The following is a 21743-nucleotide window of genomic DNA, read 5'->3' as shown; positions in this document are numbered from 1 at the left end:
TATGTTTATACCTAAATTATACAGAAGTGAAGATTTTAATGTAATGAAAGCAATTATCAGTGAAAATTCTTTCGCTTTATTAATTTCTTCTGTTGATAAAATTCGCGCTACTCATTCTATGATGATGCTTAATGAGGATAATCCGGAAAATTCTTATATTGAAACTCATATTTCCCGAGCTAATCCTCAGGCAAAAATCTTGAAAAACGGGGATGAAGTGTTGTGTGATTTCTTGGGTGCGCATGCTTATATATCAAGCAGCTGGTATGATCACGTTAATGTTTCTACATGGAATTATGAAGCAGTACAGATCCGCGGAAATGTAGAATTGATGGATCATGATGAACTTTATGCTCATTTAGATAAATTAACATCCAAATATGAAAAATTTCAGCAATGCCCGATGATGGTGAAAGATATGGGAAAAGAGTTTGTAGAAAAAGAAATGAAAGGAGCCTTTGGTATTAAGATCATCCCTACAGAGATATTCATTAAACAAAAGCTTTCTCAAAATAGAAAAGAAAGTGATTTTGACAATATTATCTCTCAACTTGAAACATCAGATGATAATTCCAGAAAAATTGCTGGGAAAATGAAATTAATAAAAAAATAATCAAAATATATATGAAGCTATATCCAATACAATGTGGAAAATTTAAACTGGATGGCGGTGCCATGTTTGGAGTCGTCCCAAAGAGTCTGTGGGAAAAAACAAACCCAGCAGACGAAAAAAATCTAATTGAACTCGGAACCCGTTCTCTTCTTATTGAAGACGGTAAAAAATTAATCCTGGTAGACTGTGGTCTGGGTAATAAGCAGGATGATAAATTCTTTGGACATTATTCTCTTTGGGGAGATGATAACCTGGATAAAAATTTAAAAAAATATGGTTTTGTAAAGGAAGATATCACAGATGTATTCCTTACTCATCTTCATTTTGACCACTGTGGTGGAGCCATAGAATGGAATGATGACAGAACGGGATACAGACCTGCTTTTAAAAATGCGCAATTCTGGACTAATGAAAATCACTGGAAATGGGCAACAGAGCCTAATGCAAGAGAAAAGGCAAGTTTCCTGAAGGAAAATATTATTCCGATACAGGAAAGTGGCCAATTGAATTTTCTTCCCCTTCCTACTACCGGAAATTACGGTTTTGCTCCGGACTTAAAAATGGATGTCATCTTTGTAGATGGACATACGGAAAAACAAATGCTTCCGGTAATCCAATATCAGGAAAAAACAGTTGTTTTCGCAGCGGATCTTATTCCTACTGCCGGACATGTGAATCAGGTTTATGTAATGGGATATGATACAAGACCTCTTTTAACTTTAGAAGAAAAAGGGAAATTCCTGAAACAATGTGTAGATAACGAATATCTATTGTTTTTAGAACACGATGCCCATAATGAACTGGCAAGCCTTAAGATGACGGAAAAAGGAGTAAGACTTGATGAAACATTCACCTTTAATGATGTTTTTGGATATTAATTTTTAATTATGGAAGAATTACATTCAGAGACACAACAGACCGAACCGGAACCATCACCCAAGATCATTGGATTAACGGGAGGTATAGGCTCGGGAAAGACAACAGTTGCCCGTTTTATTGAGGAATTGGGCTTTCCGGTTTACTATTCTGATGACCGGGCTAAAACAATTGTCAATGACGATAAGGATTTACAGATCCGGATCAAAGAACTCCTCGGAGAGCAGTCATATGATAAAGAGGGTTTATATGACAGGAAATTTGTAGCAGATAAGGTTTTTAATAATAAAGATCTGCTTCAAAAATTAAATGAAATTATTCATCCTGCTGTACGTATTGATTTTGAGAATTGGATACGAAAACAGACCAAATATTTAGTTTTTAAAGAAACGGCATTGTTGTTTGAGTTAAAATTAAACAGACAATGTTATAAATCCCTTCTGGTCACTGCAGAAGATAATATCAGAATTAAGAGGGTCATGGACAGAGACCATAAAACCTACCGGGAGGTAGAAACAATTATGGAAAAGCAAATGCCTGAAAAAGATAAAATCAAAATAGCGGATTGTGTAATCTATAACAATACCAATCTTGAAGATTTAAAAGAACAGACGGAAAAAATCGTCTTTAGTATAGAATAAAAAAGAACTCGTTAGAAAATTCTAACGAGTTCTTTTATTAAAAAATCTAAAAACTATTCTTTGATAAACTTCTTCTGCACGGTTGTTCCGTTGTTATCAATATCTATTACATACACTCCATGGATGAGTTTACTTACATTCATCTGATTATTCAACAGGATACCCTCAGCTACTACCTGCCCTACTGCATTATAAATTTTATATTTAGCTCTCTTGCTGATATTTTTCACATATAATATGGAACTTACAGGATTAGGATAAATCAAAATATCAGTCTGGTTTAGAGGATTTGGAATTATTTTTCTGGAAATCCTTACCGAATAATCCTCCACTTCCCCATTGCCAAAATTGATACAGTTTGCCGGAACTCCATCCCTCTGCATAGCTACCCTCATCAATACATATTTATAGTCTGTCATGCTTACAAATGCATCTGCAGGCACACTGAATCTTCCGGAAACAGGTGTCGTGGTATTTGGTGGTGAACTAAACACACGTTCATTGATGTCAAATTCACCGTTTCTGTTGAAGTCAATCCATACTGCGATTCCTTCATTATAGTTTTGACCGGTCCATGCTTTTTCAATACTGATTTCATTGTCTGCGGACCCCTGAATAAGTTCTATAAACGTACCGGAAACTCCGGAATAATCTGTATACGTTGAAGCTCCTGATGCATTTTCCATGACAGGTTTCCCATTAGGCTTCACGGTAACTTTAGCAATATGCTCTCCTGCCGAACTTCCCGACGCCATCTTACAATAGACTACTGTAGGAGTGGTAAAATAATACAGAGGAGTAAAAGTAGCCGGAGTTCCGTTACAAACATTAGCAACCTGCATTTCATATTTCGTGAGCTCCAAAAGCCCTGTTAGTGTATAAGTATTCGTCGGCACCTGAATAGTACTCCAACTTGGGATTCCTACTTTTCTATATCTCAGCACATAGGTTGCTCCTGGAAAAGAATCCCATCTGATGTATGCGGATGTTGGGAATATCTGTGTTATGGTAAGCCCCGGAGGAGGCAGTTCACATATTCTGTCTGTTGTAAATACAGCTGGATTTGAATACGGATTCCATGTGGTTTCCCCTGCACATCTGTTGGCAATCTGTACTTCATAATTGGTATATGGTGCTAAATTACCAAGTGTATAGGTACTGGCAGGAGCTGCAGGCAAGGTAATATCCGGATTTGGCCAACCTGTAGTTCCAACTTTTCTCCATCTCATCATATAGGATACTCCCACTACTGCAGGGTTCCAGGTAATCAGCGCAGAGCTTGCCGTAATATTGCTGATTGTAATATTAGGAGGTGTAGGATCACATCGGGTAGAAAATGTACCCACGGGTGTAAATGTACCAATTGTACTCCCACAATTAGCTGCAACCTGTACTTCATAAGTAGCAGAAGGCACAAGGTTGTTTAACGTGTGCGGAATAGCAGTAACATATACATCCGTCCAGGTAGCTGTTCCCTGTACTCTATACTGTAAAAGATAGGTAAGGTTATTGGTCGCTGCAGTCCAGTTAACGATCGCAGAGTTATGAGTTATGGTATTGAATGTAAGTCCGGTTGGTGTACTGGTACTGCATGGTTTCAACTGTACGGCATAGTCTTCTACTTCTCCGTTTATTGCATTTTGGCATATTACAGGAGTTGTTCCACTTAAAACAACTCTCATGGTAGTTGTCAATGGCCCTGAATAAGCACCTGAGGGTACATCAAATGTCGCAGAAATAGGCGTTGTGGTACTTGCTGAAGAAATTAGAATTCTTTCAGTATTTTCAAACTGTCCGTTTCTGTTAAAGTCAATCCATGCTGTAACCGCCGCATTTCCTGTTGCTCCCGTCCACCCTTTTGCTACAGAAATTTTATTGGCTGTAGATCCGATTTCCAAAGTAATCAAGGTATTAGGAGTTGTATAACTGGTATAATTGGTTTGTACGGAATTATTACTCATAACCGGTAATCCGGGATTGATCGAGGTAACCGTTACATTTGAGATATGATGATTAGTTCCTGTACCTGTCATCGGGCAATAGGAGACTGCTGGAGTCGTAAATTGCTGTGAAGCAGAATAATTTCCCTGACTTCCATTACATTTGGTGGCTACCTGGACTTCATATTGAGTTTGCTCTGTTAGACCTTGAATGGTATAATTATTTACAGGAGCCGGTACAGGATTTATGGTTGTCCATGTAGCTGTACCCACTTTTCTATATCTCAGTATATAAGTTGCTCCCGTTGTTGCCATCCATGATATATTAGCCGATGTAGGGGTAAGGTTTGTAATGGTAATATTAGAAGGAGCAGCACTGGTACATGCTGGTATATCAATAATCTTTACTGCATAATCCTCTACTTCCCCATTTGCAAATGAGGCGCAGGCTGCAGGATTATTCATATCTCTAAGCACTACACGCATACGGGTGGTAAGTGTTCCGGCATAGGCTGTGGCAGGTACCTGAAATATGGTTGTTACCGGAGTAGTCTGGTTATTAGAATTATTTAAAATTCTTTCAGCAGTATCAAATGTCCCATTCTTATCAAAATCTATCCAAACACTTACCGCCTTATTACTCATGGCAGCCGGCCATGATTTAGAAACAGAAACAGTATTGTTGGCTGTTCCCCTCACCAGTGTTATTAATTTTGTTGCAATTGTCGAGTAATCCGTATAATTATTTGCTCCGGAATCATTGCTCATGGTATAAGCGTTGGTTCCCGAAACCGTTACATTTGAAATATATCCATTACCCGTATTGCTGGAAGTAGCAGTACAGTAGGGAGTCATAAAAACTGTAACTGCAGAAAAAGGTCCTGTTACTCCTGAACAAATATTGGCTATCTGAACCTCATAATGTGTTCCGGCTGTTAAACCGGTAAGGCTTACCGTATTTGTAATGGGGGTCGGGGTATATGTTGTCCAGTTTGCTGTTCCTACTACTCTGTACCGCACTACATAAGTAGCATTAAATGATGCATTCCAGGTAATGGTTGCAGATGTTTGTGTAATAGCCGATACCACAACTCCACCCGGTGGATTGGTGGTACTACAGATAGGCAGCGTTTCAATAGGGGCATTACCGACAGCATAAAATACATTATTAATTGCACTTACTCTAATCTTTGCTGTTCCTCCAACGATAAGTGGGAAAGGGCTAAAATCAAGAGATTCGGTTCCGTCATTAGGGGTGGAAGCTGCCACCACATTCCAGGTTACTCCGTTATCTGTTGTAAAATCTATTTTAACGTTAGCGGCATTATAAGGAGCAGCATTGGTATTCACCACATCCCAGGTTACATTGGTAGGACCATTATTATAAAGGGTTGTCGGATTAACTTTAAAAGGTCCGTTATTTCCTACAATAATGGTCTGAACCGCAGACTGAGTCTGTTGCTGGTTGGCAAGTGGGTGATTATCCCTTACTGTTATTGAAAATTTTGTTGTTCTCGCCACAGTAGATACAGCTTCCCAACCATTGGTATCATGTAAAACTCCCGCTAATACTGAGGACAATTTAGGAAAATAACGAGTAGGGCTTGTAGACGGTATCACAGACCTGAATGATGCACCTGAAGTTGTATTTCCTAAATTGATATTATCAATAGGAGGAGTATTATTAAGCATGGCATCTGCCTGTTCCCAGGTATAGGTCATTGGATCATTTTCAGCATCTGTGGCAGAAGCTGTCAGAACAAATGCCGTTCCTTTAGGAATATTATAGGTAGGCAGAGCAGCGATAACAGGAGGATTATTGGTTATTGGCGTTTCTATGTCACATGTCGCAGTAGTTAAGACTGTCTGAACCTGATTAATACTGTTTCTAAGGAAATAAGCATCACTATTGGGCTGTATATCAAACGTGCCTCCAGGAGAAGGAGCAGTACCGGCATTACCGTTTGCTACCCCAGCATAGCCCATAATCGTTGTACCTGAACCGGGTTCAAATTGCACATTGGGTGTTTGATATTCGTACATAAATGTATGATTTCCCCCCAGTTGGTGCCCCATTTCATGAGCAACAAAATCAACATCAAAAGTATCACCTTGTGGAATATTATTGGAAGGAGAAGTATATCCTGATCCTTTACCATTTCCTGTTGCCGGATTTGGATTACCCGGATCTAAACAAACGCATCCTATACATCCGGCCATTCCTCCTCCTCCCGATGCACCAAACAAATGCCCAATATCGTAATTGGCATGGCCCACATTGGAAGCTAATGTCTGCTGCAGTTCTGTACTCCATGGAAAATTGGGAGGAGAGTTTCCTATGTTTGCAGGAGAGTAAGGATCGCTATTGGGATTTGTATATATGACATTCGGGTAGTTTTGTAAATTTAAATGAAGGGCAAAATCTTTTTCAAAGATTCCATTTACCCGGGTAAGCGTAGCATTAATAGCTGTTAAAGCTCCTGCCACTGTACCTCCAAAAAATTGAGTGTATTCACCCGTCACAGACATGGCCAACCTCAACGTTCTATATTTTCGGTCAGAAGATCGCCTAAAGTCTGTAGACTGATTAGTAAAAGATTTACCCTGGTGATATAGATTTTCTATTTCTTGGTGATCACTTTCTCTTTCCCTAGTTGAGCACACAAAACCGTTTTTACCGCCCTGAGTTTTAGGATGTACGCTATAAATTGTTTTAGCTGCATTGGCAGGTTCTATAAATTCGGAACCTTCACTGGTAATGATCATGGATTGAAAATCATTAGGCGCTAAACTGAATCTTAAATATTTTGTTGGATCATCTATCCCTACTCCCACATAAGAACCTAATTGATATTGATCCGCCAGCTCTTTCACGACAACAGGAAAACTATATACAGCAAACTGTTCTATTTTCCCTTTTAAAGTCGGCAAAGAAATCACCACAGGTTTAGCACTTTTTCCTGTTTCCTGTGCTTTTGAGAGTTGAGATCTTAACATCGGAAGGTCTAAAGAGTAATAGCTCCTGGTTTTAGATCCGTCTCCGGTTTCTTTTCCATTGTATATTGTTGGTGACCATTGGGCCTGAACCATTACGAGTAAACAAAAGAACAAGAAAGAAGTAAAAGTTTTTTTCATAATTTTATAAAACTTTATATTAATCTCACAAACCTAAGCCTTTTTTTATGAATTAACAATAATATAGCGCATATAAATTACGAATACAATAATAAAACTCGATGTTAATTAATAAAATAAATAAAAATATACATTTGAACGAAAAAATTCAATAAATCACAACATATAGATATATAATATTCAAATATCAAGTTTATATTTATATCAAAAAAAATAAGCCTCCATTGCTGGAGGCTTATTCTATAGAAATTTAATGAATTATTCTTTGATAAATTTCTTTTGAACCGTATTGCCATTATCTTCAATATCTATTACATAAACACCGTTGATTAATTTGCTTACGTTGATTTGGTTGTTCAACAGAATTCCATCGTTGATCACCTGTCCTGCTGCATTATAGATTTTATATTTAGCTCTTTTGCTAATATTCTTCACATATAATACTGAACTTACAGGGTTAGGATAAATCATGATCTCAGTTTGATCAATAGGATTTAAAACTGCCTTTTTGGAAATTCTTACTGTATAATCTTCAACTTCACCGTTAGCAAAGTTAACACAGCTTACAGGTACCCCATCTCTTTGCATAGCTACTCTCATCACTACATATTTGTAATCTGTCATGCTTACAAATGCATCTGCCGGAACACTGAATTTTCCTGATACCGGAGTGGTAGTATTCGGAGGTGAAGTAAACACTCTCTCATTGATATCAAATTCACCATTTCTGTTGAAATCGATCCATACTGCAATTCCTTCGTTATGATTAGTTCCTGTCCATTTTTTCTCAATGATAATTTCATTGTCTGTTGATCCTTGAATCAACTCTATAAACTTAGCAGTAACTCCTGTGTAATCTGTATAAGAAGAGGCACCAGATGCATTTTCCATACTAGGCTTTCCGTTTGGATTAACAGTAACCTTAGCAATATGCTCACCCGTAGAATTCTGAGAACCCATATTACAATACACTACTGTAGGTGTTGTAAAGTAATACAGAGGTGTATAATTACCTGGTGTACCATTACAGATATTCACTACCTGCATTTCATATTTTGTAAGTTCTGTCAATCCTGACAATACTACATTATTAACAGGTGTTGGAACTTCTGTCCAGCTAGGAATACCTACTTTTCTATATCTCAACACATATGTTGCTCCTGGGAAAGGATCCCACTTAACTTCTGCCATTGTTGGCAATAATTGTGTAATTGTTAATCCAGGAGGAGCAATTTCACAAATTCTTTCCGTCGTAAATACTTTAGGATTTGAATATGGATTCAGGGTATTTTCTCCTACACACTTATTGGCAATCTGAACCTCGTATGTAGTATAAGGTAATAGCGGAGTTGCACTACCAAGCACATAGGTATTGGCAGGAGCAGCCGGTAAATTTACTTCAACCCATCCTGCTGTACCAGATCCCACTACTCTGTATCTCATCACATAAGTAGAACTTGCCGCAAGCGGTGCCCAGGTAACCAGTGCTGTAGTAGGAGTAATAGCGCTGATCGTAACATTTGGAGGCGTAGGATCACATCTCGTTGTAAATGTTTTTATAGGTGTTGCAGTACCAATAGTAGTTCCACAAACAGCTGCAACCTGAACTTCATAAGTGGTAGCCGGAGTCAGACCATTGATAACAAGTGGCATATTACCTAAAATTGCAGAAGCATATACTTCAGTCCATGCTGTAGTTCCCTGTACTCTATATTTTACAAGATAACTTACATTAGCTCCTGTTGCCGTCCAGGTAATAGTAGCACTATTATGAGTAGCTACAATAGTAGGAGTTCCCGGAGTAGCACTGCTACATGGTCTCAACATTACTCTATAATCTTCCACTTCACCATTCACTGCATTCTGGCACATTACCGGAGCACTTGAACGTTTTAGTACCACTCTCATTGTAGTAGTCAGTGGTCCGGAATAAGATCCTGCAGGAACAATAAATGTAGCTGTAACAGGAGTTGTTGTACTGGCCGCAGAATTAAGAATTCTTTCTGCATCAGTAAACTGTCCGTCTCTGTTGAAATCAATCCATGCTGAAACAGCATCATTATTGGTAGCACCTGTCCAACCTTTTGCTACTGATATTTTATTATCTGTAGATTCAATATCAAGAGTAATCAGGGTTTGTGCATTGGTATAGCTGATGTAGTTCGTCTGTACAGAAGTATTACTCATAGCAGGTACCCCAAGGTTAGAAGAAGTAACTGTTACATTTGAAATGTGATCGTTATTTCCACTACCTACCATCTGGCAATAAGATAAAGGTGGTGTTTTAAATGGTACTGCTGTTGAGTATGAACCTGTACTACCATTACATACTGTAGCCACCTGAACTTCATAGTCCGTTTGCTCAGTTAAAGGTGCTGTACCAGGAATTGTATAAGTGTTTCCTGTAATACCGGTTACCGTTGTATAGGCCCCCACCGGATTGGTTCTTCTGTATCTCAAATTATAAGTTGCTCCTGTAGCAGCTACCCATGAGAAAGTTGCACTCGTAGCTGTAAGGTTTGAAACCGTAACATTCGTTGGAGGTGTAGTAGAACATACAGGCTGATCAATAAATCTTACCGGATAATCTTCCACTTCTCCGTAATCAAACGCATCAAATGCACCACATGGAATAGGAACGTCATATTGTTTCATAGCAACACGCATACGTGTAGGCTGAGCTCCACTATAAACAGCTCCAGCTGGTAAAGCAGCTAATGAAAAGGTATTGTTTACCGGAGTAGTGGTACTGCTTGAAGTATCCAATACTTTTTCCCAGGTTTCAAATAATCCGTTTCTATTATAATCAATCCATGCCACTACACCGTAAGAAGATGTAGATCCCGGCCAGTATTTATTAACACTAATTTTGTTTCCTGCTGATCCTCTTACCAATATAATTGTTTTGGTAGCATCTGTTGTGTAATCTTTATATACATCATACCCTGAATCATTTACCATAAGTGGTGCATTCGTAGGGGTAACAACTACCTTATTGATATAACCATCCGATGTTGTATTTACAGGGCTCGGATCACAATAAGTAAGGGCAAGGGTGGTAAAGTTCGCTAAAGGAGAGAATGCTCCCTGAGTTCCACCACATATGGTCGCTATCTGAAATTCATACTGAGTAGCATCAATCAGGTTAGGAATAGTATAGCTATTTGATAATGGAGCAGTTAAATCAACCACAGTCCATGGTAAAGTTCCAGTTCTTCTATACTGCAATTTGTATGTTGCTCCTGTAGAAGGAACCCAGCTTACAAGAGCAGTACTTGCCGTGATATTTGAAACGGTAATATTACTTGGAGGCAATGTATTACATGGCTGTAAAGCAATTACGTTTAAATTGAAATCTACATAGTTACCACTAGATACCGGTCCACATGGAACCATTGTACCGGAATATGTTGTACCAACTCTTACTCTATAGTTTCCGGGAGCCTGAGTTGCCGGTATAGGAATGGATACAGATTCAGTGGCATTATACGCTGTGGAAGCAAAAATAAGTTCACCAGTACCGGTAAAACTCATATCGTTATTCCAGTCAATCCAAACATAATAATGATATGTATTATTTCCGGCAGAAGCCAAATTCAATGTTATTGTATTGGTAGGTATTGCTGAAAATACACTGGCTGTACTGTTAACATATGCCTGGTAAGCAGCAGCAGTATAATTTAAGTTAGAAATACCTCCGGTACTCGTAATATTATTCAGGTAATATGAAGTTGATCCCGTACCTCCTGTAGGTACACAATACCCTGTATAGAAGGAAATTGGCCCACTCCATGAGCTTTGATCAGTCGCACTACATCTTGCTCTCACCCAGGCATAATAGGTTGTATTAGCCACCAGTGGAGAAAGCGTTGCTGTTAATCCTGTCACCGTTTGTGAAGGAGGAGTTGCCCCAGTAGGAGCTGCATTATTGGTACTGTAATATACATCATATCCTCCTGCAGGGGTATACCCATAAGCGGTCCAGTTCAGTACTGCACTGGTAGGTGTAACCATTCCCATAGATAAAGATCCTGTAGTAGGCATTGGAGGACAAGTAGGTGGTGTAGCTAAAGCGATTGGTCCCACCCACCAGCTTTGATTCGTTCCACTACATTTTGCCCGTACCCAAACATAATAATTGGTATTCGGTACCAGTGGAGAAAGTGTTGCTGTTGGTGCTGTCACAGTTTGTGAAGGAGGAGTTCCTGCTGTTGGTGCAGTATTGGTAGTACTATAATATACTTCATATCCTCCTGCGGGTGCAGGTGTGGATGCCGACCAGTTTACTACAGCACTTGTAGCAGTGATCGTTCCTAAACTTAGGGCACCAGGAGGGATACATGAAGGTGGCGGACCAAAAGTAATCTGAATATTTGGTCTGCTGGAAGTCACTGTTCCTGTTCCTGTAGGAGCAGTGGAATCTCCCTGAATATACATATGTTTCGATGTAGCAGTACTATAGGTAACTGCACTTCCTGATGAAGATCCTGTTCCGTATCCACCATAGTTTGTTTCAACTAACACTAACAGGTTATCTGACCCATTATAATAAAAAGGGTTTTGTAACGTAATGGTATTCCATCCTGTTGGTAAATTAGTTAAACTCGCATCATAGACTAAAGTAGCTCCTGCAGTGGCATCAACCCAGTTTTGTGAAGTAAGAGTTGTTGTTGCAGCGGGTACAGATTTTAAATAAATCTTTACCGGCATGGTGGCAGTAGAGGCTGCAGTCACATTCCATCCTAAGGACAGGACGGTTCCTCCCGCAGCTGTATTTATTTCTGCAGCTGTATAAAGTGAAGATGATCTTTCGAATCCATAATAACAACTCAAAGGATATCTTTGAGTTGATGTTCCTGTACCAATCGTGATTGTTTGTGCTTGCAGGAATAGACCGAAGACCATACAAAGTAATGTTATGAGAGTCCTTCTGGGACTGCTCATTTTACAGAGTAAAAGTACACTCATATTTTTTAAAATTTAATAGTGATAAGAATAGTCAAGAATTATAAGGTTTTCCTAGTTGAGATGTTCAAACATATTTTTTGAAACATCTCATTTTACAGATAAACTGTATTAAAAAAGTAATTTTCATTCCATATGTTAATATTTTAATAATTACACAAATCTAATAATTTTTTCACTATTACACATCTATTAAAATATTTTTTTGAAAAAATTTCACAATAATACCCAATATGGTTTAGAATAAAAAAATCCCCAAGAAACTTGGGGATTTAATGTTATAAAGATTTACATTACTTTTTGATAAACTTAGATCTAAACTGATCCTGACCTTTATCTTCAATTGTAATTACGTATCCACCTTTAATTAGTGCTGAAACATTAATTTTTCCACTGTTGATATTTCCACTGTCTATCAGCTGACCCGCTGCACTGTAAATTTTGTAAGCTGCTTTATCAGAAACTTTAGTTACATTTAAAACATCATTTACAGGATTTGGATAGATCTGAATTCCATTGTTTTTAACACCTGTCTCAGAAGTTCCAAGATTGGTTGCAATAATTACATTATAGTCTTCAACTTCTCCATTAGGGAAATCTCCACATGCAAAATCATCAGGAAGACTCTCACCAATATAATCTGGATTTATTAATACGGTAACAATTCTCATTCTTACCGGAGTATTAGTTACCGCAGTTGACGGCACTGTAAATGTTGCTGTATTAGGAGTAGTTCCAAGTATCAAAGAAGTTATTGGCATATCAAGAACTCTTTCAGAGGCTTCAAATAGTCCATTTTTATTATAATCAATCCATGCAGCCATTCCATTCACTAATGCACCTGCATTATTGGTAGTAAGAGAAACATTAATTGTATTGGAGCTGTTTACTAACAAAACAGGCTGTAATGCTGTATTGTTTGTAAAGTTAGAATATGTTGTTCCTCCAGTTGTATTGTTTACAGTTCCCAATGTAACATTGGAGATATAATTATACTGACCACTACTACTTGCTGATGTACAGTAAGTAACACATGCAGAAGAGAAGGCTGTTGTTGCAGAATAAGGACCTGTTACCCCACCACAGATAGCAGCTACCTGAACCTGGTATGCAGTACAGTCTGACAATCCTGATAATGTTGCAGAGTTCGTATTGCTATCCGGAAGCTGAGTCCATGGAGTAGCAGATGCTAATCTATATCTCACAGCGTAAGAAGCAGCTCCAGCAACCGGGCTCCAAGAAACAGAAGCACCATTCAGTGTAATATTTTGAGCTACTAAACCAATAGGAGCAGAACCACATGCTACCTGGTTAGTTACAGGAATTTTCTTAAGAGTATAGAAAACGTTTCCAATAGAAGAAACCCTTACCACAATAGTTTGTCCGTTTAAAGACGAAGGTATTGTAAAAGATTCTGTACCATCATTAGGAGTAGAAGCAGAAAGAACTGTCCAGTTTACTCCGTTATCTGTTGAATAGTCAATTTTAACATTAGCAACATTATAAGGAGCCGATGATGTATTGGCCACATCCCAAGTTAAGTCCGAAGGAGCATTCGCAAAAAGGAAATTCTGAGTAATCTGGAATGGCCCGTCATTTCCAACTGTAATAGTCTGTTGTGCAGAGTTAGTCTGCTGCTGTGTTACATCAGCATTATTATCTCTTGCTGTAATGGCAAATTTAGAAGTTCTGGCTACCTGTGAAGTAGATTCCCAGGTATTTAATGAATTATCTAAAGCTCCTGCAAGTACAGAAGAAAATTTAGGGAAGTATCTTGTTGGGGTGTTAGAAGGAGATACCGATCTGAATGATGCCCCATAAGTTGTTTGTCCTAAATTATTTTTATCAATAGTCTGGCTGGCAGTCATTCCACTGTCCATTTCTTCCCATGTATACGTCATTGGATCCCCGTCAGCATCTGTAACGTTAGCTGTAAGTACAAATGCAGTTTTCTTAGGAATTGTATAAGGAGAAAGTGCTGCGATTACAGGTGCATTGTTTGCAACACTGGTTTCAACATCACATGTTTTACTGATTAGGTTGGTTTGAATCTGACCAATACTTGCTCTATGGAAATAAGGATCGGAATGCGCCTGCACATCTGTAGTTGCTCCTGTAATCCCTGCATATCCCATGATAGTAGATCCTGATCCCGGTTCAACATTTACCCCAGATCCTTCGATCCCATGGGAGAATGTATGATTACCACCCAACTGGTGTCCCATTTCGTGAGCTACATAATCTATATCAAAATTATTACCCATTGGAATCCCATCTGCCGGAGATGTAAACCCAGATCCTTTTGCTTTAGAAGTTGGAGTAGCAGGATCTATACATACACATCCGATACATCCGGCATTTCCACCACCACCTGTAGCTCCAAATAAATGTCCGATATCATAGTTTTCATTTCCTACTACACTGGTAAGCGTTTGCTGTAGCTGAACATTCCAGTTATTCATTTGCGCAGCAGGAGAATATGGGTCTGTTGCAGCATTCGTAAAAATCAAACTTGGATAAGACTGTAGATTTAAATGCAATGCAAAATCTTTTTCAAAAACACCATTCACACGTGTAAGTGTAGCATTCACCTGTGCTAATGCACCCGGAACACCTCCAAAATAAGCGGTATACTCAGCAGTAGTTGAGATTGCCACTCTCATTGTACGGTACTTTCTATCAGAATTCTTGTTAAAAGTTCCGGAATTATGGGCAAATGATTTTCCGCTGTTATATAAATTCTCAAGGTCTTTTACAGCACCTGGCTCTTCCATTGTGCTACATACGAAAGGTTTTTCTCCTGTCTTGTTCTTTTTAAGCTGTAGAGAATATATTCCATTTGCTTTGTCAACAGGTTCAACGAACTCATAATTTCCATCTTTAAATAACATAGACTGGAAATCATTTGGAGCTACAGAGAATCTAATTTGCTGAGAAGGGTCCTCAACAGAAGTTCCTATGTATGAACCAAGCTCATACTTATCTGCAAGTTCTTTTACAACCACAGGAAAACTGTACACATTAAATCTCTCGATTTTACCACTTAAGGTCGGGATGGAAATAACAACAGGTCTAGCATTAGCTCCCATTTCTTGAGCTCCTTTCAATTGAGCTCTCAGCTGATTCAAGTCCAATTTGAAATTAGATCCTACGTTAGTGGCCTTCATGTCCACTGCTCTTTTTTTGCTGTCTACCTTAATAGTAGCGGGCGTCCACTGTCCGAACGCTGTCCCCCCTACTAAAGCACACATCAAAGTAGTAAGTAGTCTTTTCATAAAAAGTTAATTATATTTTTTTCCAAATATAATTATTTTATACTACTAATTATTAAATTTTAATCATTATTTAAAACAAATACGACAATCAAAAGTAAAATACATTATAATAACACAAAAACAATTCAAAAATTTAGTTTTTCAATATAGACAAAAAACAAAAACTTTCGTAATAAACATGGCACTTTTACCGGATATACTATTATAATATCACAATTAGTCTTATCATAAAAGTAAGCCGGAATGAAGACCAGTTTACTTCCCTATAAAACGTAATCACAAAAAAAAAGGAGCTCAACGCTCCTTTTAAAATTTATATGCTATATTCCATGCAAATCCCATATTAAATTTGGAAGAGCTTCTTCCAAATCCTGGAATAATCATGGGGGATATATCGTCCTGTTTTGTAGTATATACCAAATAACGGGGCTGCAGATTGACATCAATATAGAAATTGGATTCAAAGAGCTGTACCCTGCCTCCCAATGTTCCTTCCAGCCAAAAAGAGGATTGTGATGAAGAAGGAAATGCTACCGAAGAGCTGCTTCCCCCAAATCCACGCACCGGTATGGCCATATATTCCTGTTTATAAAATGATCCACCCAATTTTCCTCCTGCGTAGAAACCATTGAATTCATTTTCTGCATCTTTCGCCAACATATAAAATGCACCTAATTTAACAAAGGGTCCATTTACTTTGGCATCATATCCATTTTTCTGATATATATTTTTCTCAAATCCAGCTTCAGCAACAGCATGAACATTTCCTCTTATTTTTGAAGAAATAAATCCCTGATACAATTTCCTGTCTGAAAAGAAAGCGGCCCCTGTATTAAGAACATCAAAACCAACCATAAAATTAGGTTCATATTTTAATTGTTCTTTTTTGGTCTCTTTCTTATCCTGTGCCCAGCTCAGTATTCCTAGTATACTAAAAAAGAAGGTAAAGATTAGTCTTGTCTTCATTCTCTATTTGATTTTGTCCGGCTTCCAGGTTTTGAACAGGATTGGGAGTTATTAATTCTGAGGTTAAATTCTCATATGCTTTTTTCATACCACATCCAGGAGATACATAGGTAGACTTTGTCGTGTACTTCACTCTCACTTTGGCTTCAGCTCCCTTATTAGTTAATCTAAAATACACATCAGTATATGGAGAGTCATCTACTCTTAAAGGAATAAGTTTGGAATCGGCTTTCGCTACTCCTCCTAACTGAACTTTTCCGGAACCGTAATCAACGGCTACATATAACGAATCCAATGTTCTGTCTTTTCCCGATTCCGCTGATCTAAATGCCACTTTCATTCTCGGGGTTCCTTCTCCACTTTCGCAGATATCATCGTCTCCACCACAGGAAAAAAGCATTCCCAAAAGGCAGGTTATTATGAAAAATTTAAAGTATCTCATACTAAGATTTGAAATTCAAATTTAAATAAATTTATTTTTTAACCAATAAAGCAATGTTTTCCACGTGATGGGTTTGTGGGAACATATCTACCGGTAATATTTTCACCAAAGTATAATGATCTTTCATCAGTGCCAGATCTCTCGCCTGTGTTGCTGAGTTACAGCTCACATAGACTACTTTTTCCGGGGCAAGCTTTAAGATTTGCTCTACTACTTTCTGGTGCATTCCGTCCCTTGGTGGATCCGTGATTAAAACATCCGCCTTAGGATGATTTTCCATGAATTCATCATTAAAAACATTTTTCATATCTCCACAATAGAAAGTACAATTGGTAAGACCATTTAATTCAGCGTGTTCTATTGCCGCGTCTATAGCTTCCTGCACAGATTCTATTCCTATTACCTGTTTTGCATTTCTTGCTACATATTGTGCTATAGTTCCTGTTCCTGTATAAAGGTCATAAACCACTTCATCCCCTTTCAGGTCTGCAAATTCTAATGTTTTTCTATATAATTCTAAAGCCTGTTTATAATTGGTTTGAAAAAATGATTTTGGTCCTATTTTAAACTTTAGTCCATCCATTTCTTCCATCAGATATCCTTCTCCAAAATAAACATTGATATTTAAATCATAGATTGAATCATTCTGTTTTGGATTAATAGCGTATACCAACGTTTTGATCTGTGGAAACTTCTCCAGTAAAAATTCGAAAAGTTTTTCTCTGTTTTCTTTTTCTTCTCTATAAAGCTGGAATAGTACCATCCATTCCCCTTTAGAGTTTTGTCTCATCATTAAAGTTCTTAAGAAACCTTCCTGATTTCTCACATCAAAGAAATCCAATCCATTGTTGACACCATATTGTTTTACGGCAAGTCGTATTGCATTGGAAGGGTCTTCCTGAAGAAAACATTCTTTAAGATCGAGAATCTTACTCCACATTCCCGGGATATGGAAGCCCAGAGCATCCTTACTGCCAAAATTTTCTTCAGAGCTTATTTCATACTGTGTAAGCCATCTTGCGTTAGAGAAAGAGAACTCCATTTTGTTTCTGTAGAAATACTGCTCTTCAGCCCCTAAGATCGGAACCGTTTCAAACTCGTCAATCCCTCCGATTCTCTTAATATTATTGTATACTTCTTCCTGCTTAAAGTCAAGCTGTTTCTCGTAGCTCATATTTTGCCACTTGCATCCACCGCACGTTCCAAAATGAATACATTTAGGCTCTACTCTAAATGCTGAAGGCTCCACAACTTCTACAGTTTCTGCCTCATAATATTTGGATTTGGATTTTTTTACTCTTGCATTCACTACATCTCCCGGAACCGCTCCTGAGATCAGTACTGTTTTTCCTTCTTCTGTTTTTCCAATCGCGACACCTTTTGCCCCTGCTCCGAATAACTTAATATTTTCAAGAATTATATCTTTCTTCTTCTTTTTCATCCGTAAACTCAATTTCTTTTAATGGCAGGACGAAACCGGAAGGTTTCATTCCTACATCTCTATTTCTATTTTTTCTAATACAGCCGAAAGAAAACTTTCGGTTTAATTCTGCAAAAATACAATAAAAAAAAACCTTATCCGAAGATAAGGTTTCCATCTATGTTAAAGTTTATTATTTCGTTTGAGCTGGTTGTGGATTTGCCGGTTGTGGAGCCTGTTGCTGTGCAGACGGATCCACTTGTAATCCTTGTGGCATTTGTTGTGGAGCTTGATCTACTCTTGGCGCTGCAAGACCTGTCAATTTATCCAAAATAGTTACCAATTCCTGTTCTCCCAGGTTCACAAATGATCTGCTGGCAATTTTACCATCTTTGTCTATGATTACAAAACAAGGTAATTTAAATCCGTATACACCATATTTTTTAGCGATCTCAGACTCCATTCCTTTTTCTCCGTAAACATTTACTCCCTGAATACCTTTCAATAGAGAATTGCTGGTTTTTACAAACTGATCTTTTGTATCATCTACATTGACAAACACAAAGTTCATTTTAGACTTATAAAAGTTAACAACTTCTTTCAATACAGGTACTGTAGCTTCGCTGATATAAGGATTCCAAGATGCATAAAAGAATAGCATATAAGGTTTTCCTTTATTTTCAGAAAGATTATAAGCCTTTCCGTCCTGTTTCACCAAAGGAGCTTCCGGAGCTACTGTTCCAATCTTATTTCCAGCAATTGCTAATTCAATATTTTTTAATCCTTTCTTAATCTCATTATCTTTGATATTATCATCAATAATTTTAGAAATTTTATCTAGAGCTTTAGGATCAATCCCAGGACGAATATCTTGTGCAATCACAAAAGACAGCAGATAGTCTTTTGTTAGTTGTGGAGTATCTTTCTTACTTTTCATAAATTCAGTGAATAACTCCGACAAAGTAACGCTTGGATTTTTAGAAGCTCTTGGCTCTGCAAATTTCTGAAAATCAGAATTATATTTATTCAACAAATAACTTCTATAAGTAGGACTGATCTTTAGCATTTTATCCTTATCCTGTTGTAATTTATTTTCAAAATCAGTAAATGCCTTTGAAACTTTAAAAGAAGGATCTCCAGACATTTTCTTTACCATCTCATATTGAGCCATTACAGATAATATAGTACTTGCAACATCAATCTTCTTCCATTCAACAACGTCATTATCAGGGTTAAACTTCTTAATATTTTCTTCAATATTTGTTTTGATATCACCTTCTATTTTTTGAACTCCTTGTAAAAAAGTTTTCTCATCTCTTGCCATCAACTCTTGAATGTTGATCTTTTGCGCATAGTTCACCAAATATTTTTGTGTTGCAACAAAGAAATCATTATTTTTCTTAGCATCACCAGTAATTATATATTCCGTTGGAAACGTAGCCCCATTACCTGAAATATTTAAAGTTTGTCCAGCCTTTAAGTAAATTATATTTCTTTTTCCTCCATAACTAATTTCATACATGCCATTTTTAGGAGCATCAAAAGAGCCAGAAAAATTACCATCTTTATCTAAACCCAAGTTAACTAAAGGTAGAGTTGCAACACCAGAAGCTTCTATAAGTTCAATTCTTTCCAGTGGAGACCCACCCGTTATTTTTCCTTTTACATCAACTTTTTTAGAGCAAGACATCACAAAAATAGTGATGATAAACAATAAAAGATATTTTCTCATTATTAAATTTATAAGTTAAGCAAAAATACAATTTTTATACACATAGAGAAATATTAGTTGAAATTAAAAAAACATTTCTCAGAATAAAATAAAAACCAACCTTATTGGCATTATATATTTTCATCATCTATCCAATCCGCAATGAAGTATTTTAAATTATTACGAGTATATATTTTTGGATAGTTAAATTGATTAAAATAAATATCGGGTGTAAAATTAATTCCATTTTCAGTATTTTCTATGGTTATTTCTTCTAATTCAGATTGTATCATAGAATTTTTCTCAGTTCTCCCATGCTTAAAAAACCAACTATCAAAATCTCTATGATTAAACCAATCATGTAATGCATTAACAAAACTTATATCACCATTATTTCTATGGATTTCAACCAGAGTAAATAGAAGATTTTGAACATCAATATCATTATTGTTATAATAATTAAATCTAATACTTATTGCAATCTCATCTGAATACATATTAAAGATGTCATCAATAATTTCATGAACATTTTTACAATGTCCACACATTGGGCTTGTTATTATAGAAATTCTTTTTAATGCGTTTGGATTACCTAAAATAATAACTTCTTTTTTAAAAAAAACCTGTTTTGATTTTAACAAAGTATTTTTAAATAGGTCATAATTTTTTGAAAAACGTAATTGTTTAATATAATCTTCTTTCATTTCCTTATGTTCTAAAAAAAATGGTTTTAATAAGTATATTAAACCACCTATAAGTAAAAAACAAAAAATAAACAACATCATATTTTTCTCTGAAAAATAAAAACCTGTATTTAGAAAAAAAAGTACAACGAATTGTATGTAAATGACCAATATTATAGATAGACAGATCGGACACCAACTTTTCTCTATTTTATATTGAAAATAAATAGAAAAAAAAGTTAAAGGAATAGAAAACATTATTCCAAGAAACATATAGCTAGAAAAAGCATCAATACTATTTGCTACTGCAAAAACAAATAAACTAAGAATTTGCGAAGTAAAAAACCACATACTGATATCACTAATCTTAACTTTAGCAAGCCATTTATTCTTTTTAGAATTAATAACCTGTGCACAATCTGCATTAGGAATAGTTTTACAAAAAGACTTTGATACTTGTGACTCAATTCCTAGCTCGGTTTTTAATGCCTCTAAAGATAAAAAAATCCCCAAAATTGAAGTTGCACCAAAGATTATAGCTAGGATAGAATTTGAACAAAAGTATATCAAACCAAGTATGCAAAATGAAAATATGAGTAATAATGAAAATGAGTTAAAATATTTTGTATTTTTTTCTTCCTCTTCTGGTTTGTCTATGAGGAAAACAATATTTTGCCAAACCTTCAAAAAATCGTTTCTACTATTTTCAACTTCTTTTTTTCCTTTTTTATAATAATAAAAATTCCCTCGCTTTTCTACATGATATAAAGATGGTACAAGATTATCTTCTGCAAGTAATGCCACATAACTATCTATATTATCTATTTCTTCTATTTCCTCTAATGATAGTTTTGTCGCAAGATTGGGTATATTAAAAAAATTAAGAGTATCTGAATATGCTAATAGGCTTGGATAGTCAGGATGAGTCTCTGCTTGAAATTTAAATTCTTCAAAATCTACATAGACCTTTTCATATTTCAAATAAGATGCTAGTTGCTTTAATTCCTCGTTGGATGACATAACTAATTGATTCTTTTAACAAAATAGCTTCTCCTTCGCATGAAGCTATTTATATA

Annotated in this window: 11 protein-coding genes; 3 read left to right on the top strand and 8 right to left on the bottom strand. The window is 36.6% G+C overall.

Translation table 11 applies throughout. The features are described from left to right. Position 1: 1 nt before the first annotated feature. Genes DRF57_RS00875 through coaE form a run of 3 tightly spaced genes read left to right on the top strand, consistent with a single transcriptional unit; the run spans position 2 to position 2130 of the window. Positions 2–613, top strand: a complete 612-nt coding sequence (locus DRF57_RS00875; RefSeq protein WP_115916379.1) for an FMN-binding negative transcriptional regulator — start codon at positions 2–4, stop codon at positions 611–613. 11 nt (positions 614–624) lie between these two features. Further along, a complete protein-coding gene (locus DRF57_RS00870) occupies positions 625–1491 on the top strand; it encodes an MBL fold metallo-hydrolase (protein WP_047488960.1) in 867 nt (288 codons plus the stop codon). Positions 1492–1500: 9 nt separating this feature from the next. Beyond that, entirely contained in the window at positions 1501–2130 is a 630-nt protein-coding gene (gene coaE / locus DRF57_RS00865; protein ID WP_047488957.1) for a dephospho-CoA kinase, read from the top strand. Positions 2131–2183: 53 nt separating this feature from the next. On the opposite strand, the gene DRF57_RS00860 is transcribed toward coaE, so the two are convergent. The 8 genes from DRF57_RS00860 to DRF57_RS00820 form a co-directional block, all read right to left on the bottom strand. Further along, positions 2184–7205 carry a GEVED domain-containing protein gene (locus DRF57_RS00860; protein ID WP_115916377.1) on the bottom strand — a complete coding sequence of 1674 codons (5022 nt, stop codon included), beginning with the start codon at positions 7203–7205 and terminating at the stop codon, positions 2184–2186. Positions 7206–7463: 258 nt separating this feature from the next. Next, complete coding sequence (locus tag DRF57_RS00855) at positions 7464–12173, bottom strand: GEVED domain-containing protein (RefSeq protein WP_115916375.1); 4710 nt, start codon at positions 12171–12173, stop codon at positions 7464–7466. Between the two features lie 290 nt (positions 12174–12463). Continuing rightward, positions 12464–15445 (bottom strand): reprolysin-like metallopeptidase, encoded by a 2982-nt coding sequence (locus DRF57_RS00850; protein ID WP_084085710.1) that lies wholly within the window; start codon positions 15443–15445, stop codon positions 12464–12466. Between the two features lie 306 nt (positions 15446–15751). Then, positions 15752–16411: a DUF6048 family protein gene (locus tag DRF57_RS00845; protein ID WP_047488950.1), complete on the bottom strand. Its 660-nt coding sequence runs from the start codon at positions 16409–16411 to the stop codon at positions 15752–15754. Then, complete coding sequence (locus tag DRF57_RS00840; protein ID WP_115916373.1) at positions 16377–16853, bottom strand: DUF6452 family protein; 477 nt, start codon at positions 16851–16853, stop codon at positions 16377–16379. The genes DRF57_RS00845 and DRF57_RS00840 overlap by 35 nt, the downstream gene beginning before the upstream one ends. Positions 16854–16884: 31 nt before the next feature. Beyond that, positions 16885–18294 carry a 23S rRNA (uracil(1939)-C(5))-methyltransferase RlmD gene (gene rlmD / locus DRF57_RS00835; protein WP_047488941.1) on the bottom strand — a complete coding sequence of 470 codons (1410 nt, stop codon included), beginning with the start codon at positions 18292–18294 and terminating at the stop codon, positions 16885–16887. Positions 18295–18466: 172 nt separating this feature from the next. After that, a complete protein-coding gene (locus tag DRF57_RS00825) occupies positions 18467–20005 on the bottom strand; it encodes a TlpA family protein disulfide reductase (RefSeq protein WP_115916371.1) in 1539 nt (512 codons plus the stop codon). A gap of 110 nt (positions 20006–20115) precedes the next feature. After that, positions 20116–21687, bottom strand: a complete 1572-nt coding sequence (locus DRF57_RS00820) for a vitamin K epoxide reductase family protein (protein WP_115916369.1) — start codon at positions 21685–21687, stop codon at positions 20116–20118. Positions 21688–21743 lie beyond the last annotated feature (56 nt).

The sequence above is a fragment of the Chryseobacterium rhizosphaerae genome, assembly GCF_003385455.1.
Classification (GTDB): domain Bacteria; phylum Bacteroidota; class Bacteroidia; order Flavobacteriales; family Weeksellaceae; genus Chryseobacterium; species Chryseobacterium rhizosphaerae.
This window is presented reverse-complemented; position numbering and strand designations above follow the sequence as displayed.

Excerpts from the sequence above, each read along its gene's own strand:
- DRF57_RS00875 (WP_115916379.1), top strand. The coding sequence starts at position 2 with ATGTTTATACCTAAATTATACAGAAGTGAAGATTTTAATGTAATGAAA.
- DRF57_RS00870 (WP_047488960.1), top strand. The coding sequence starts at position 625 with ATGAAGCTATATCCAATACAATGTGGAAAATTTAAACTGGATGGCGGT.
- coaE (WP_047488957.1), top strand. The coding sequence starts at position 1,501 with ATGGAAGAATTACATTCAGAGACACAACAGACCGAACCGGAACCATCA.
- DRF57_RS00860 (WP_115916377.1), bottom strand. The coding sequence starts at position 7,205 with ATGAAAAAAACTTTTACTTCTTTCTTGTTCTTTTGTTTACTCGTAATG.
- DRF57_RS00855 (WP_115916375.1), bottom strand. The coding sequence starts at position 12,173 with ATGAGTGTACTTTTACTCTGTAAAATGAGCAGTCCCAGAAGGACTCTC.
- DRF57_RS00850 (WP_084085710.1), bottom strand. The coding sequence starts at position 15,445 with ATGAAAAGACTACTTACTACTTTGATGTGTGCTTTAGTAGGGGGGACA.
- DRF57_RS00845 (WP_047488950.1), bottom strand. The coding sequence starts at position 16,411 with ATGAAGACAAGACTAATCTTTACCTTCTTTTTTAGTATACTAGGAATA.
- DRF57_RS00840 (WP_115916373.1), bottom strand. The coding sequence starts at position 16,853 with ATGAGATACTTTAAATTTTTCATAATAACCTGCCTTTTGGGAATGCTT.
- rlmD (WP_047488941.1), bottom strand. The coding sequence starts at position 18,294 with ATGAAAAAGAAGAAGAAAGATATAATTCTTGAAAATATTAAGTTATTC.
- DRF57_RS00825 (WP_115916371.1), bottom strand. The coding sequence starts at position 20,005 with ATGAGAAAATATCTTTTATTGTTTATCATCACTATTTTTGTGATGTCT.
- DRF57_RS00820 (WP_115916369.1), bottom strand. The coding sequence starts at position 21,687 with ATGTCATCCAACGAGGAATTAAAGCAACTAGCATCTTATTTGAAATAT.